The following is a 14,514-nucleotide window of genomic DNA, read 5'->3' on the forward strand; positions in this document are numbered from 1 at the left end:
TACAAATGGGCGTTAAGCTGCTCAGCTGTTATTTCCGACCAGTGCGTACGTCTGGGTGGCGATCTCCAGTTCCTCGTCCGTCGGCACCACCGCGACCGCGACCCGTGCCCCCGCCGGCGAGATCAGCCGCGCCCCGGCCGCGCGCACCGCGTTCCGCTCCGGGTCGACGGCGAGCCCCAGCCCCTCCAGACCCGCCACGGCCGCCTCCCGCACCGGGGCCGCGTTCTCGCCGACCCCCGCCGTGAAGGCCACCGCGTCCACCCGGCCGAGGACGGCGTAGTACGCACCGATGTACTTCTTCAAGCGGTGAATGTAGATGTCGAAGGCGAGACCCGCCTCTTCGTCACCCTCGTCGATCCGGCGCCGGATCTCCCGCATGTCGTTGTCACCGCACAGACCGAACAAACCACTCCTCTTGTTGAGAAGAGTGTCGATCTCGTCCATGGACATTCCGCCAACTCGCGCCAAATGGAAAATGACGGCCGGATCCAGATCACCGGAACGGGTTCCCATCACCAGTCCCTCCAAAGGTGTCAGCCCCATGGAGGTGTCCACGCACTTCCCGCCCCGCACCGCCGAGGCGGACGCCCCGTTGCCGAGATGCAGCACGATGACGTTCACCTCTTCCGGTGCCTTCCCCAGCAGCCGCGCGGTCCGACGGGAGACGTACGCGTGCGAGGTGCCGTGGAAGCCGTAGCGGCGGATGCGGTGCCGGTCGGCGATCTTCGGGTCGATCGCGTAGCGGGCCGCGGACTCCGGCATCGTCGTGTGGAACGCCGTGTCGAAGACGGCCACCTGCGGCAGGTCCGGACGCAGCGCCCGCGCGGTGCGGATACCGGTCAGGTTGGCCGGGTTGTGCAGCGGGGCGACCGGGATGAGCCGCTCGATCTCGGCGAGCACCTCGTCGTCGATCACGGTCGGCTCAGTGAAGAACATCCCGCCGTGCACCACCCGGTGCCCGATCGCGGCCAGCTCCGGCGAGTCGAGCCCGAGCCCGTCCTTGGCCAGCTCCTCCGCCACGGTCTTCAGGGCCGCCTCGTGATCGGCGATCGGCCCGTTCAGCTCGCGGGTCTCACCGGTGGTGAGGCAGGAGTGCTTGAGCCGGGAGGTCTGCTCACCGATCCGCTCGACCAGACCCACCGCCAGCCGGCTGCTGTCCCGCATGTCCAGCAGCTGGTACTTCACCGACGAGGAGCCGGAGTTGAGGACGAGGACACGGGTGCGGCTCACTGCTCGGACGCCTTCTCACTGGGGTTCTGGGCCTGGATCGCCGTGATGGCGACGGTGTTGACGATGTCCTGGACGAGAGCGCCCCGGGACAGGTCGTTGACGGGCTTGCGCAGCCCCTGCAGCACCGGCCCGACGGCGATCGCGCCGGCCGACCGCTGCACGGCCTTGTACGTGTTGTTGCCGGTGTTGAGGTCCGGGAAGATCAGCACACTGGCCTGCCCGGCGACCTCGGAACCCGGCAGCTTGGTGGCGGCCACGCTCGGCTCCACGGCCGCGTCGTACTGGATCGGCCCCTCGATCTTCAGGTCGGGCCTGCGCGAGCGCGCCAGCTCGGTCGCCTCCCGCACCTTGTCGACGTCGACGCCCGAACCGGACGTACCCGTCGAGTACGACAGCATCGCGATCCGCGGCTCCACCCCGAACTGGGCGGCGGTACCGGCCGACTGGACGGCGATGTCGGCGAGCTGCTCGGCGTCCGGGTCCGGGTTCACCGCGCAGTCGCCGTAGACCAGCACCTTGTCGGCGAGGCACATGAAGAACACGGAGGAGACGATCGAGGACCCCGGCTTGGTCTTGATGATCTCGAAGGCCGGGCGGATCGTCGCCGCCGTCGAGTGCACGGACCCGGAGACCATGCCGTCCGCGAGCCCCTCCTGGACCATCAGCGTGCCGAAGTAGTTGACGTCCGAGACCACGTCGTAGGCCAGCTCCACCGTCACGCCCCTGTGGGCGCGGAGCAGCGCGTACTGCTCGGCGAAGGCGTCGCGCAGTTCGGAGGTGGCCGGGTCGATCAGCTGCGCGTCGGCGAGGTCGATGCCGAGGTCGGCGGCCTTCTTGCGGATCTGGTCGACGGGTCCGAGCAGTGTTATGTCACATACCCCCCGGCGCAGCAGCACCTCCGCCGCGTGCAGCACCCGCGCCTCGGTCCCCTCCGGCAGCACCACCCGCCGCTTGTCGGAACGCGCCTGCTCGAGGAGCTTGTGCTCGAACATCATCGGGGTGAGCCGGCCGGTGCTCGGCGCCGAGACCCGCTTGTTGAGGCCGGCGGTGTCGACATACCGCTCGAACAGGCCGAGCGCGGTCTCCGCCTTGCGCGGGGTGGCCGCGTTCAGCTTGCCCTCCAGGGAGAACAGCTGGGCCGCGGTCGGGAAGCTGTTGCCGGCCACCGAGAGGACCGGGGTGCCCGGGGCGAGGCGGGCGGCGAGGGTGAGGATCTCGTGGCTGGGCCGCTCGTCGAGGGTGAGCAGCACGCCGGCTATCGGCGGGGTGCCGGCGCTGTGCGCGGCCAGCGAGCCGACGACCAGGTCGGCGCGGTCGCCCGGGGTGACGACCAGGCAGCCGGGGGTCAGGGCGGGAAGGAAGTTCGGCAGCATCGCCCCGCCGAACACGAAGTCCAGCACGTCCCGGGCGAGCCCCGAGTCGTCGCCGAGCAGCACCTTCGCGGCGAGCGCGTGGGTGATCTGGGCGACCGTCGGCGCGGACAGCGCGGGTTCGTCCGGCAGCACGTACACCGGCACCGGCAGCCGCCCCTCGATCCGCTCGGCGATCTCGTCGCGGTCCTCGCGGGCGACCCGGTTGGCGACCATCGCCAGCACGTCGCAGCCGAGGCCGTCGTACGCCCGGAAGGCGTTGCGGGTCTCCGCCAGCACCGACTCGGTGTTCTGGTCGCGGCCGCCGACCACCGGGATCACCGAGGCGCCGAACTCGTTGGCGAGCCGGGCGTTGAGGGACAGCTCGTCCGGGAACTGGGTGTCGGCGTAGTCGGTGCCGAGGACGAGGACGACGTCGTAGTCCCGCGCCACCAGGTGGAAGCGGTCGACGAGGGTGGAGACCAGTTCGTCGGCGCCGCGCTCGGCCTGGAGGGCGGACGCCTCGTGGTAGTCCAGGCCGTAGACGGTCGCCGGGTCCTGGGCGAGGCGGTACCGCGCGCGCAGCAGCTCGAACAGGCGGTCGGGCCGGTCGTGGACGAGGGGGCGGAACACGCCGACCCGGTCGACCTGCCGGGTCAGCAGCTCCATCACGCCCAGCTCGACCACCTGGCGGCCGTCGCCGCGGTCGATCCCGGTCACGTACACGCTGCGCGTCACGTGTGCACTCCGTCTCTGTGTAGTCCTTGTGCGGCCGCATAAAAATCGCCCACCGGGGTGAGCGGAACCCTCTTGACAATACCCCCGACGCCGGATAAGGCGCCCGTCAGGATTTCGCCGCCCCGCGTGGCATGAAACAATCGGATCGGCTCACCGGCAACGACAGCGAGCAGGAGACACACCACCATGCGCATCGGAGTTCTCACCGCAGGCGGCGACTGCCCCGGCCTGAACGCCGTCATCCGATCGGTGGTACACCGCGCTGTCGCGCAGTACGACGACGAGGTCATCGGCTTCGAGGACGGCTTCCGGGGTCTGCTCGACGGCCACTACCGCACCCTCGACCTGGACGCCGTCAGCGGCATCCTGGCCCTCGGCGGCACGATCCTCGGCTCGTCGCGACTGGAGCGGGACCGGCTGCGCGAGGCGTGCGACCGGGCCACCGACATGGTCGAGGAGTTCGGCATCGACGCGCTGATCCCGATCGGCGGCGAGGGCACGCTGACGGCGGCGCGCATGCTGTCCGACGCGGGCCTGCCGGTCGTCGGCGTCCCCAAGACCATCGACAACGACATCTCCTCCACGGACCGCACCTTCGGTTTCGACACCGCGGTGGGGGTCGCCACGGAGGCCATGGACCGGCTCAAGACCACTGCCGAGTCCCACCAGCGGGTGATGGTCGTCGAGGTCATGGGCCGGCACGCGGGCTGGATCGCCCTGGAGTCCGGTATGGCCGCCGGCGTCCACGGCATCTGCCTCCCCGAGCGGCCCTTCGACCCCGCCGACCTGGTCAAGATGGTCGAGGAGCGGTTCGCCCGCGGCAAGAAGTTCGCCGTGGTGTGCGTGGCGGAGGGCGCCCATCCCGGCGAGGGCACGATGGACTACGGCAAGGGCGAGATCGACCAGTACGGTCACGAGCGCTTCCAGGGCATCGGTACGGCACTGGCGTACGAGCTGGAGCGGCGGCTCGGCAAGGAGGCCAAGCCGGTCATCCTCGGCCATGTCCAGCGGGGCGGGACGCCTACGGCGTACGACCGGGTGCTGGCGACGCGGTTCGGGTGGCACGCGGTGGAGGCGGCGCACCGGGGCGACTTCGGGAGGATGACGGCGCTGCGGGGGACGGACATCGAGATGGTGCCGCTCGCGGAGGCGGTGACCGAGTTGAAGACGGTGCCGAAGGATCGGATGGACGAGGCGGAGTCGGTTTTCTAGGGCCGCGGTTCGTTGTCGGCCGCGGGTGCGTGGGGGCTGGTCGCGCCCACGCGGCGGAGCCGCATATTGAATACAGCCCCGCGCCCCTGACGGGGCGCGTCCAGGCAGGGGTGTTCAAGAAGTGCCCTTCTTCGCCGTATTCCAGAAGTGCGTGATGATGCGGGCCAGGAAATCCTCGCCCAGTTGCCGAGCGTGTTCTGACGCGAGGGAATTACCCCATGACAGCGTTGCCGTCATGCGGCCCTGGTAGTCCTCGTGGAGTTCGCGCAGGGTGGGCTCGATCAAGGACTTGTCCAGGGGGACGAGCTTGCCCACCTGGCGGACGTACGCCTGCCAGCGGGTCGTGACCGCGTTGCGGAGCAGCTCGGCCAGCTTCTCCTCCTTTCCCGTGACGGTGATGAAGTCCGGGAGGGAGAGGTGGAGGAGGTCGGCGAGGACGGCCGACTGGCGGTCCGTGCCGCGCCAGTCCCCGCCCTCCTCCATCTCCAGGTAGGGGAGGAGTTCGAGACCGACGGCCATGGCCACGTCCTCCGGTGCGATGCCCCGCGCGATCCGGTGCTCGCGCAGTGTCCGCGGCCGGCCGATCAGGTCACCCGGGGCGCACCACAACACGCCCGCGAGCGCGGTGAGTTCGGGGCTGGTGGGGGCCATGGCCCCCTGCTCCCAGGCCCGCACGAGATCGGGCGTGGCGTACGGCATCCCGTACGAGGCGCGCAGATCGTGGGCCACATGCTCGGGTCCCATACCGAGCGCGGCCCGGAGTCTGCGGGCGGCGGGGGCGTTGGAGGGGGGACCTGGCTGGTTCGGCAGAGCTGGGGGTCGGCGCACAGCCGACAAGGTAGGGGTGCGCGGGGGTGTTGACTACGGTCCGTTCGGCCAGGAACACGGATTGTGGGAACGTACGGATTCGACCGTACGGTCGACCTGTTCATCCCTTGACGGCGCCGCCCAGTGCGAACCCACCACCGAGCCGCCGCGCGACCAGCACGTACAGCAGGATCACCGGCGTCGAGTAGATGACGGAGAACGCGGCGAGCTGGCCGTAGGCGACCATGCCACGGTTGCCGAAGAAGTCGTTGATGCTGACCGAGGCGGGCATCTGGTCCGGCGAGAGCAGCAGCATGAACGGGACGAAGAAGTTGCCCCACATCATCACGAAGGCGAAGACGGTGACGACGGCGAGCCCGGGTCCCATGAGCGGCAGCACGATCCGCACCAGTGACTGGGCGGAGTTGGCGCCGTCCGTCCAGGCGGCCTCCTCCAGCTCCTTCGGTACGCCGTCCATGAAGTTCTTCATCAGCCAGATGGCGAAGGGGAGTTGGGAGGCGGCGAAGAACAGGATCGTGCCCTGCATGGTGTCGATGAGGTTGATCCGTACGAACAGCGCGTACACCGGCACCATGATCGCGGTGATGGGGAGACTCGTGGCGAAGAGGATGGAGAGCAGGAACGGGCGGTTGAGGCGGGAGCGGTAGCGGGAGAGCGGGTAGGCGGCGAGGGCGGCGCAGACGACGGTGAGCGCGGTGGCGCCCCCGCACAGGATCAGGCTGTTGAGCAGCGGGGTGTAGGTGATGTCCGGGGTGAGGATCGCGTCGAAGTTGGCGAAGGTGAACCCGTCCGGGATCCGGACCCGCAGACCGGCGTGCGGATCGACGGCGGAGAGCAGCACCCAGGCGAGCGGGAGCACGAAGGCGGCGGCCACGATCAGCAGCCCGAGGTCGGCGGCGAGCCGGCGGGAACGGCGTTGTCTGCGGGGCATCGGTTTCTCTCACACCTCCGTACGCAGCAGCCGCATGTAGACGACGGAGAAGAGCGAGCCGACGAGGAGCAGGAGCAGCGCGACGGCGGTGCCGTATCCGATCATGCTGTTCTGGAAGGCCTGTTCGTACATGAACAGGGGCAGGGTCTGGCTCTTGCCGCCGGGCCCGCCCCGGGTCATCACCCAGATCAGCCCGAAGACGGAGAGCGTCTGGAGGGTGTTGAGCATCAGGTTGGTCCCGATGGACCGCCGGATCATCGGCAGCGTGATGTGCCACATCCGGCGCCAGCCGCCGGCGCCGTCCACCTCCGCCGACTCCTCGATCTCGTTGGGTATCTCGTCGAGCGCGGCGGAGTAGACGAGCATCGAGAAGGCGGTGCCGCGCCACACGTTGGCGAACGACACGGCCAGGATGGGCAGCGTGAACAGCCAGTTCTGGGACGGCAGACGGAGGAAGTCGAGGATGGCGTTGAGGGTGCCCTCCCGCCGGAAGAACGCGTACAGCAGGAACCCGGCGACGACCTCCGGCAGCACCCACGCCGTGATCACGATTCCGCCGGTGAGCGTCCGCACCGGCTTCGACGCCCGTCGCATCAGCGCGGCGAGCGCCAGCCCCAGCGTGTTCTGCCCGACGAGCGAGGACAGCACGGTGAAGACGAGGGTCAGCCAGACGGCGTTCAGGAAGGCGTCGTCGTGGAACGCCCTGCGGAAGTTCGCGAAACCGACGAAGGAGGAGTGCGCCTGACCGGTGAGCTGGAGGTCGGTGAAGGCGATCCAGGCGCAGTAGACGATCGGCCCGCCCAGGAAGAGGAGGAGCAGCACCAGGGCGGGGGTGAGGGGGAGGGCGCGGGGCAGGGCGCGGGCGACGCGCCGGGCGGTCACTGGGTGACCACTTGGTCGTCGGTGACGTCCTTGAGCGTCGAATCGTAGGTACTTGCCGCCTTGTCGACCGACGCGTCACCGGTGGTCACGCTCTCCATGGCCTCCTGGATGGCGGTGGAGACCTTCGGGTACGCCGGGTAGGCGGGCCGGTAGTGGGTGCTCGCGACGAGATCGGTGAAGAACTTGATGCCGGGCTGGGCGGCTGTGTAGGCCGGGTCGCTCGCGACGTCTTTCCGCACCGCGATCCCGGAGTTGGCGATGTACCACTTCTCCGCGTTCGCCTTGGTCTGCATGGTCTTGATGAAGTCGAAGGCGAGGTCGGGGTTGCCGGCCTTGGCGGGTATGGACCAGGTCCAGCCGCCGGACATGCTCACCTTGCCGGGGGCCTGCCCGTGCTGGGTGGGCATGTAGGCGAGCCCGAGCTGCTTCGACCAGTCGGACCACTCGTGCCCGCTGCCCTTGCCCCACGACTGCGGCAGCCAGGACCCGTCGAGGTTGATGCCCACCTTGCTCTGGGGCATCAGCTCACCCCAGAGCGTGTTCCGGTAGTTGGGATCGAGCGCGTCGGAGACGTCCGGGCCGAGCTTCTCCTTGTACACGGTCTCGACGAAGGACAGCGCGTCCTTGAACCCCTGCCCTCCGGCGATCCACTTCTTGCTCGTCTTGTCGTACAGGGGGTCGCTGGTCCCGTCGTTGGTGCCGTACAGCAGCATCTCGAAGCCCTGCATGCTCGCGGTCTCGCCGGCCGGCTTGCCGGTGTAGACGTTGAGGGGGGTGACGCCGGGGACCTTCGCCTTGATGGTCCGGGCGGCGGCGAGCACGTCGTCCCAGCTCTTCGGCTGCCAGTCGGCCGGCAGCCCGGCCTTCTCGAACACGCGCTTGTCGAACCACAGGCCGCGGGTGTCGGTGCCGTCGGGCACGCCGTACGTCTTCCCGTCCTCGCCCTTCGCGGCCGTCTTCGCGGTGTCGATGAACTGCCCCCAGTCGCCCCACTTGGCGAGATAGGAGTCGAGGGGCTTCAGATACCCGCTGGTGATGTCGGAGTTGATGAGGAAGGTGTCCTCGTACACGAGGTCGGGCGCGGTTCTCGGCGACCGGAGCATCTGCTGCAGCTTGGTGTAGTACTCCGAGTCCGTGGCCTTGATGGGGACGAGCTCGACCTTCTTCCCCGGGTACTCCTTCTCGAACTGCTTCTTGATGTCCGCGAGGTAGTTGTCCGTCACCTTGACGGAGTTGTCCATCGACTGCTTGAAGGACACCTTCACGGTGTCCGGGCTGCTCCCCGACCCACCGCTGCACGCGGTGAGGGAGGCGGCCGAGGTGACGAGGGCGAGGGCAAGGATGCTGACGGCGGTGGGGCGCACGGGCACGACCTCCTCGGTGGCCACTGCGCTGTGGCCTGGGGGTTCGTCTCTCTTGCCGTGTGAAGGTAAGTGGAGTGGTCTAGTCAGGTCAATGAGTGTGCGGGGGTTTGCTGGGGGACGGAGGGGGTGAGGATGCCCCCATGTATTCCGTGGACCGCACAGGCAGGCTGGACGAGCACGTTCGTGAGCGGCTGCTGGGGCCGAACTTCTGGCACCTCGCCACCGTCGGGCCCGACGGTGCGCCGCAGGTGTCGCCCATGTGGGTGGACCTGGAGGGCGACCACGTCATGGTCAACACGGCGATCGGCCGCGTGAAGGAGGAGAACCTGCGGCGCAACCCCGCCGTCTCGCTCTCGCACCACGACCCGGACAACCCCTACGACCGGGTGGAGATCCGGGGGCGGGTGGTGCGGTTCGTGGAGGGGGAGGAGGCGGAGCGGTCCATGGACCGGCTGACCCGCAAGTACATCGGGGAGGAGCGGTACCCGTGGCTGCTGCCGGGAGAGCGGCGGGTGATGCTGCTGATCGAGCCGGTGAAGGTGCGACGGGTGGTCGGGGTGGAGCCGTTCCGGCCGGGGGTGTTGGAGGGTTAGAGGGGCTAGAGCAGATGGTCGGCTCTGCCGGCCTTGATGTCCCGGATGAGGGTGCGGAGGGCTTCGCGGGTGTCGGTGAGGTAGGTGTCCTCCTGGCCCGCGACGGCTATGTAGGCGTTGCCTTGGGGGTCGGTGCCTAGGCGGAAGCAGTTGGCGCCTTCGGTGCAGAACGGCTCTTCCCAGGTGATGTCAGGCATCGGGTGGCTCCTCAGAGGTTGCGGGCGATGACCTGGATGAAGTCGCGTGAGGCCTCGGGTGACAGTGACGCGGCTTCCATCCAGTCCAAGTGGGCCCGGTACTTGTCGAGTTGTGACTGGCCGTGGGTGAACTCGGGGCCGTGGGCGGAGTCCAGTTCCACGGTGTCGAGCTGGGGAACCGGCCCCTCGGCGTAGGTCACCGCCTGGCCGGCCCCGGGGAACACCCCGACTTTGAAGGGGATCACGCGCACGTTGATGTTGTCACACTCGGACGCGTCGCACAGGTGGCCCAGTTGTCCTCGCGTCACCTTGGCACCGCCGAACTCCATCCGCAGGGCGGCCTCGTGTACATATCCCGTGTACATGATGGGGTCGTCGCGGAAGAGGACCTGCTGCCGCTGCATGCGCAGGGCCACGCGTAGTTCGACCTCTGCCGCCGAGAGGGGCGGCAGCGCGGCGGAGAACATCGTGCGGGCGTAACCGTCGGTCTGGAGCAGACCGGGCATGATCAGGGACAAACCGACGCGCACGCTCTTGGCGTGCCACTCCAGCTCCGCGATGTCGAGGAGCCCTGCGGGGAGCTGACCCCGGTACGCGTCCCACCAGGTCCGCTTACGGTCGCTCGCCATCTCGGCCAGTGCGTCGACGTACGCCTTGTCATGGCAGGCGTAGTTGCAAGCGAGGACCCGCACGCGCTCGGGGGAGATGGCGCGGGCCCCCGCTTCCATGTTGGATACCTTGGTGCGGTCAAGCCCGAGCAGTCCGGCGGCGTAGTCGGTGGTCACGTCCGCCGCGATCCGCATCTTTCGCAACTCGGCGCCCAGTCGCTTCTGTCGCTCCGTGGGCGTTGACCTCGGTGGCATGTGTCAGTTCCTCCGTTGGTTGTGGCGCAAGTCTGCCTCCCGAGCGCGGGCTTGGTCCACCTCGATAGTGGCAATCTCGGAGAGTAGGTGGCAAAAAGCCCCCTCACATCTCTACAGTCAGTGATGGGTCGCTTACGGATCGACGTCACCGGAAGTGCATCGCGCGAGCCTGCCCGGGTTCGCGTGACAGGCCACCGGTGGGGTCGGGTTTGCGTCTCAAGTCCCGTCTGATGAAGAGGAGTTACTCATGGCTACGTCCTGTCCCGTCGTCGCGGACGAGGTCTCGGAGATGGCGGCGCCGTCTCCGGGCACGCTCGCCTACAGCTTCACGCTGCCTGCCGGGGCGGCCAGTTGCCGGGTCGCGCGGGCGGCCACCCGGGTCGTCCTGAAGGTGCACGGGCTGGAGGGTCTGACGGACGCGGCCGTACAGGTCGTGAGTGAACTGGCCGCATGCGCTTGCCGGTTCACGCCGGGGGAGGACATGTACGTGTCCCTGCGGTACCGGGAGGACGCGCTGCGGGTGATCCTCTACGACGGGCATCCTCGGCATCGTCACCCTCGGGTGGCGGAGGCCTGCGAGGTGCGGAGGCGGGCCGCGCTACGGTTGCTGGGCTGCGTGGTGCGGGCGTGTGAGGGGGAGTGGGGGTTCGGGGAGGGGCGGGAACCTGGGGGTGGGACGCGGATGTGGGCGGTGTTGCCGGGGTGGGGGGCGGGGTGGTGAGGGGGTTAATCGAGTTCGGCGGCCCAGGCGCGGGCCTGGGCGGCTTTGACGGGGGCGTTGGCGCGGGTGTAGGCGTCGGCAGCCTGGAGCCAGCAGGCGCGGGCGTCGGCCGTGTGATGGGCGATCTCGTGGGTGTCGGCCAGGTTCTGGAAGGTCTGGCCGGCCCGGTACCAGTCTTCGAACTCCTGATGGATGCTCAACGCCATGGCATACGCCTCGATCGCTTCCTCCACCCAGCCCGCCTTCCGCAGGGCGAGGCCGAGGTTGTTCCACGCGGTGGCTTCGCGGTGGCGGTCGCCGATATCTCGGTACAGGTCGCGGGTGTGGGCGTGGACCTCGATTGCCTCCGCGACCCGGCCCGACTCCCGGAGGGCGAGGCCGAGGTTGTTCCACGCGACGGCCTCGCGATGGCGGTTGCCGATATCTCGGTACAGGTCGCGGGCGTGGGTGTGGGCCTTGATAGCTTCCGCGACCCGGCCCGACTCCCGCAGGACGATGCCAAGGTTGTTCCACGCCATGGCCTCGCTGAGGCGGTCGTCGGCAGCCTGGTACAGGTCGCGGGCGTGGGTGTGGGCCTTGATAGCTTCCGCGACCCGGCCCGACTCCCGCAGGACGATGCCGAGATGGTCCGACGCGATGGCCTCGTGGGCATGGTCCCCGGTGCGGTGAGCGGCCTCCCGCGCGGTGCTGGCCACAGTGAGCCAGTCGTCGAAATACCGCCGCCAGTCGAGATACTCCCCGAGACACAGAGCCAGCCGTACCGCCGTGCCCGCGTAACGCTCCTCCCGCGCCCACCCCACCGCTGCCACCAGCCCCGCCCGCTCCCCGTCAAACCAAGCCAACGCCGCACCCCGGTCCCTGAACCGCTCCGACTCCACCATCCCCGGCAACCACCGCAACCGACCATCCGCCGCATACGCCCACCGCCGATAGAACCTCAGCACTCGCTCCCGCGCCGCTTCCCCCTCCTCCCGCAACCCCACATCCCCCGCCACCGCACCCACCCCATACGCCCGCACCAAGTCATGCAACCGCCACCGCACCACCGAAGCTGCCCCCTCGCCGTCCCGGACCGGCGTGACGAGATGCGTGGCGGCCAAGTCCTCCAGCAAGGACAGCACGCTCTCCTCATCGAGGTCGGCCAGTGCGGCCACCGCCTCCGTGCCGGTCTCCGCGCCCGGCGCCAGGGCCAGCAGCCGCAACAACCGAGCCTGATCAGCGGGCAGTCGGCGATACGAGGTCTCCAGCACTGGCCGGAGGAGCAGCGAACGGCCGTACTGATCCGTACCGCGACTGCCCTTGTCGAGGACGGTGGTCGGGTCCCCGGTTTTCTTGATCTCGGCGATCAGTGAGGAGATGCTCCGGTGTCGGCGTCGGCGCAGCATCGCAGCTGCGATCTGAAGGGCCAGGGGCAAGTGGCCGCAGAGGTCGGTCAGTTCGCGTAGGGCGTCCGGTTCGCGGGTGGGACGGTCGTCGCGCTCGTCGGTGTCGTACAGGGCGCGGCTGACCAGGGCGACGGAGTCGTCCGGGTCGAGGGTCTCAAGGTCGATGAGGCGTACCGGCAGAGCGTCGGGGCGGTCCCGGGAGGTGATCAGCACGCGGTGGTGGTCCGTGCTCGGCAGAAGGGGCAGGTACTGAGACGGATCCGAGGCGTTGTCCAGGATCAGCAGCATCTGGTCCCGCCGTTCGGCGAGGATTGCGTGGTACTTGTCGTACTGACGTTCCGCCGTAGGTGGCAGATCCGTCCCCCGGACGCCGAGCGCGTCGAGGAGGGCCAGGACCGCCTGGTCTGCCGTGACCGGGTCGGCGTCGTACCCGCGCAGGTCCACGAAGAGCGTGCCGCCCGGGAACCACCCCTCCCCGCGCGCCCGATGCCCCGCCTCTACCGCCAGCGCGGTCTTGCCAATGCCTCCCATCCCGGTGACCGCGAAGACAACGAGTGGAAGGACATCCCTGTCGGCCTTGTCCGGAGCCAGGTGCGGGAGCAACCGGTCCAGTTCCGCCGACCGGCCGGTGAAACCCAGTGGGCGCGGCGGCAGGGTCGCCGTCGCCTGGGGAACCGGACCGTGGGCCGTGCCCTTGCCGCTAGCGTCCGGTCTGCTTGCCGGTGACGGGGCCGTAGAAGGTGCCGCCCCTGAAGTCGATGTGGTCGCCCCCGTGCCGTTCTTGGGGATCCTCCTCGGAGTCGGAGGACTCCCGGGGCTGGTGCTTGCGCAGGATCCCCACCGCCACCGACGCGGCCCGTTCGGCGGCGAGTGTCTGCGAACCCGAGGCGTCGGCCGTGTGCTTGCCGGCGTTGGCGAGGTCGCTGATGCCGCGGATCACCAGGGCGTCCAACTGCCCGTTCAGGTGGGCCGCGTGGGCGGCGCCGGAGCCCTCCATCTCGATCGCGCAGGCATCGTTGTAGTGGTGGCGGATGTGGGCGGCGAAGGCCGATCTGTCGTCGGCCAGGACGACATCGCCGACGGCGATCGGCTTCCGGTGCCCCCGCACCTGCGGCATGTCCCGCAACGCGGACCGCGCCGCCTGCAGCAGCCGGTGCGAGCCGAGCCAGACCTCCGGGCGCGCCTGGAAGCCGTCCGTCGTCTGCTTCCCGCCGTGGATCGCGTACACCTTCGTGCCGACGACGACATCGCCGATCTCCATGTCGTCCTTGAGCCCGCCCGCGACGCCGACGAAGAGCACGGCCTCCGGCGTGAGCCAGTCGACGATCTGCGTGGTGAGCGAGGCTGCGGTCAGGGCGCCGACGCCCAGCTCCGCGAGCGCCACGGTCCCGGACGCGTCCGCCAGCCGGCCGAGTTCGACCCGGGTGCCGTTGGGGTGGACGATCTCCTCGGCGTCGACCAGATGGGCGCGGACGGCGTCGTACTCCTCCGGAAGAGCGGTGAGGACGACGGCCGTGGCGGTGGGACGTGGTCGCTTCGCGGGCATCTGTCCACGGTAGCGGCACGTCGCCTGCCGGGGCGTGGGTATGGTCGTCGGGGGGCGGTCGGACCGTTGGGCGGGGGAGCGCGGTATGTCGGAACAGGGCGTCACTGTCGGACAGCTGCTGCTCGCCGAGTACCAGACGGTCAAGGACGAGCAGAAGGCGCGGATCGGGTTCCGGGACAACCTGCTGTACGTGACGCTCGGGGTGGTGGCCGCCGTCATCGCAGCGGCGGCGCAGGCCAAGCAGCCGTCGATGCTGCTGGCGTTGCCGCCGGTGTGCGTGGTGCTCGGGTGGACGTACCTGGTCAACGACGAGAAGATCTCGGCGATCGGGCTCTACGTGCGGGACGAGCTGGGGCCTCGGCTGGCTCGACTCGCTTCCGCCGAACCGGAGTTCGCCACCTTCGGCTGGGAGGCCTACCACCGGACCGACGTCCGGCGGCGGACCCGCAAGACCGTCCAGGCCGTGATCGATCTGACGGCGTTCTGCGCGGTGCCGCTGGCGGCGCTGGTGGTCTTCTGGGCGGGCGGGCACGGCGGCGGGCTGCTGGTCGGCCTGTCGGTGCTGGAGGCGCTCGCCGTGGTGGGGCTCGGAGTGCAGGTCCTGCTGTACATGAGGCCGGCGAGACCGGCACGGACCCCGGCCTGACGCCGTACCGTTGACGCTCACGCGGCAGG

At 69.3% G+C, this 14,514-nt stretch carries 14 protein-coding genes; 4 read left to right on the forward strand and 10 right to left on the reverse strand.

Annotated features, from left to right (window positions below; translation table 11 throughout):
• Nucleotides 1-21 precede the first annotated feature (21 nt).
• Together ACFZDK_RS05665 and pta are read right to left on the reverse strand one after the other, a co-directional pair.
• Nucleotides 22-1,230 (reverse strand): acetate/propionate family kinase, encoded by a 1,209-nt coding sequence (locus ACFZDK_RS05665; protein WP_390969982.1) that lies wholly within the window; start codon nucleotides 1,228-1,230, stop codon nucleotides 22-24.
• A complete protein-coding gene (gene pta / locus ACFZDK_RS05670; protein WP_390969984.1) occupies nucleotides 1,227-3,317 on the reverse strand; it encodes a phosphate acetyltransferase in 2,091 nt (696 codons plus the stop codon). The genes ACFZDK_RS05665 and pta overlap by 4 nt, the downstream gene beginning before the upstream one ends.
• A gap of 186 nt (nucleotides 3,318-3,503) precedes the next feature.
• On the opposite strand from pta, the gene ACFZDK_RS05675 reads away from it, so the two are divergent.
• Entirely contained in the window at nucleotides 3,504-4,529 is a 1,026-nt protein-coding gene (locus tag ACFZDK_RS05675) for an ATP-dependent 6-phosphofructokinase (RefSeq protein WP_390969986.1), read from the forward strand.
• 114 nt (nucleotides 4,530-4,643) lie between these two features.
• On the opposite strand, the gene ACFZDK_RS05680 is transcribed toward ACFZDK_RS05675, so the two are convergent.
• The 4 genes from ACFZDK_RS05680 to ACFZDK_RS05695 form a co-directional block, all read right to left on the reverse strand.
• Nucleotides 4,644-5,357 (reverse strand): XRE family transcriptional regulator, encoded by a 714-nt coding sequence (locus tag ACFZDK_RS05680; protein ID WP_390969988.1) that lies wholly within the window; start codon nucleotides 5,355-5,357, stop codon nucleotides 4,644-4,646.
• 100 nt (nucleotides 5,358-5,457) lie between these two features.
• Nucleotides 5,458-6,288, reverse strand: coding sequence for a carbohydrate ABC transporter permease (locus ACFZDK_RS05685; protein ID WP_355727947.1), 831 nt, complete (start codon nucleotides 6,286-6,288; stop codon nucleotides 5,458-5,460).
• A gap of 9 nt (nucleotides 6,289-6,297) precedes the next feature.
• The gene (locus ACFZDK_RS05690) at nucleotides 6,298-7,170 is read right to left on the reverse strand and encodes an ABC transporter permease subunit (RefSeq protein WP_390969989.1); all 873 of its coding nucleotides are present in this window, start codon (nucleotides 7,168-7,170) and stop codon (nucleotides 6,298-6,300) included.
• Nucleotides 7,167-8,534, reverse strand: a complete 1,368-nt coding sequence (locus ACFZDK_RS05695) for an extracellular solute-binding protein (RefSeq protein WP_390969991.1) — start codon at nucleotides 8,532-8,534, stop codon at nucleotides 7,167-7,169. The genes ACFZDK_RS05690 and ACFZDK_RS05695 overlap by 4 nt, the downstream gene beginning before the upstream one ends.
• Nucleotides 8,535-8,674: 140 nt before the next feature.
• On the opposite strand from ACFZDK_RS05695, the gene ACFZDK_RS05700 reads away from it, so the two are divergent.
• The gene (locus ACFZDK_RS05700; RefSeq protein ID WP_390969993.1) at nucleotides 8,675-9,127 is read left to right on the forward strand and encodes a TIGR03618 family F420-dependent PPOX class oxidoreductase; all 453 of its coding nucleotides are present in this window, start codon (nucleotides 8,675-8,677) and stop codon (nucleotides 9,125-9,127) included.
• A 5-nt stretch (nucleotides 9,128-9,132) separates the two neighbouring features.
• Here the strand turns inward: ACFZDK_RS05700 and ACFZDK_RS05705 are convergent, their stop codons facing one another.
• On the reverse strand, nucleotides 9,133-9,324 hold the full coding sequence (locus ACFZDK_RS05705) for a hypothetical protein (protein ID WP_181802713.1): 192 nt from the start codon (nucleotides 9,322-9,324) through the stop codon (nucleotides 9,133-9,135).
• A gap of 11 nt (nucleotides 9,325-9,335) precedes the next feature.
• Nucleotides 9,336-10,187 (reverse strand): Scr1 family TA system antitoxin-like transcriptional regulator, encoded by an 852-nt coding sequence (locus ACFZDK_RS05710; RefSeq protein WP_390969995.1) that lies wholly within the window; start codon nucleotides 10,185-10,187, stop codon nucleotides 9,336-9,338.
• A gap of 247 nt (nucleotides 10,188-10,434) precedes the next feature.
• Between ACFZDK_RS05710 and ACFZDK_RS05715 the strand changes: the two genes are divergently transcribed.
• Nucleotides 10,435-10,908: an ATP-binding protein gene (locus ACFZDK_RS05715; RefSeq protein WP_390969996.1), complete on the forward strand. Its 474-nt coding sequence runs from the start codon at nucleotides 10,435-10,437 to the stop codon at nucleotides 10,906-10,908.
• A gap of 5 nt (nucleotides 10,909-10,913) precedes the next feature.
• On the opposite strand, the gene ACFZDK_RS05720 is transcribed toward ACFZDK_RS05715, so the two are convergent.
• Together ACFZDK_RS05720 and ACFZDK_RS05725 are read right to left on the reverse strand one after the other, a co-directional pair.
• On the reverse strand, nucleotides 10,914-12,884 hold the full coding sequence (locus tag ACFZDK_RS05720; RefSeq protein ID WP_390970119.1) for a tetratricopeptide repeat protein: 1,971 nt from the start codon (nucleotides 12,882-12,884) through the stop codon (nucleotides 10,914-10,916).
• Between the two features lie 109 nt (nucleotides 12,885-12,993).
• Nucleotides 12,994-13,839 (reverse strand): nucleosidase, encoded by an 846-nt coding sequence (locus ACFZDK_RS05725; protein ID WP_390969998.1) that lies wholly within the window; start codon nucleotides 13,837-13,839, stop codon nucleotides 12,994-12,996.
• An 85-nt stretch (nucleotides 13,840-13,924) separates the two neighbouring features.
• Between ACFZDK_RS05725 and ACFZDK_RS05730 the strand changes: the two genes are divergently transcribed.
• Nucleotides 13,925-14,485, forward strand: a complete 561-nt coding sequence (locus tag ACFZDK_RS05730; RefSeq protein ID WP_390970000.1) for a hypothetical protein — start codon at nucleotides 13,925-13,927, stop codon at nucleotides 14,483-14,485.
• The last annotated feature ends 29 nt before the right edge of the window (nucleotides 14,486-14,514 follow it).

This window comes from Streptomyces sp. NPDC007901 (assembly GCF_042959465.1).
Lineage (GTDB): Bacteria > Actinomycetota > Actinomycetes > Streptomycetales > Streptomycetaceae > Streptomyces.

Coding starts and splice junctions, on each gene's coding strand:
- ACFZDK_RS05675 (WP_390969986.1), top strand. CDS start 3,504: ATGCGCATCGGAGTTCTCACCGCAGGCGGCGACTGCCCCGGCCTGAAC.
- ACFZDK_RS05685 (WP_355727947.1), bottom strand. CDS start 6,288: ATGCCCCGCAGACAACGCCGTTCCCGCCGGCTCGCCGCCGACCTCGGG.
- ACFZDK_RS05700 (WP_390969993.1), top strand. CDS start 8,675: ATGTATTCCGTGGACCGCACAGGCAGGCTGGACGAGCACGTTCGTGAG.
- ACFZDK_RS05705 (WP_181802713.1), bottom strand. CDS start 9,324: ATGCCTGACATCACCTGGGAAGAGCCGTTCTGCACCGAAGGCGCCAAC.
- ACFZDK_RS05710 (WP_390969995.1), bottom strand. CDS start 10,187: ATGCCACCGAGGTCAACGCCCACGGAGCGACAGAAGCGACTGGGCGCC.
- ACFZDK_RS05715 (WP_390969996.1), top strand. CDS start 10,435: ATGGCTACGTCCTGTCCCGTCGTCGCGGACGAGGTCTCGGAGATGGCG.
- ACFZDK_RS05725 (WP_390969998.1), bottom strand. CDS start 13,839: ATGCCCGCGAAGCGACCACGTCCCACCGCCACGGCCGTCGTCCTCACC.
- ACFZDK_RS05730 (WP_390970000.1), top strand. CDS start 13,925: ATGTCGGAACAGGGCGTCACTGTCGGACAGCTGCTGCTCGCCGAGTAC.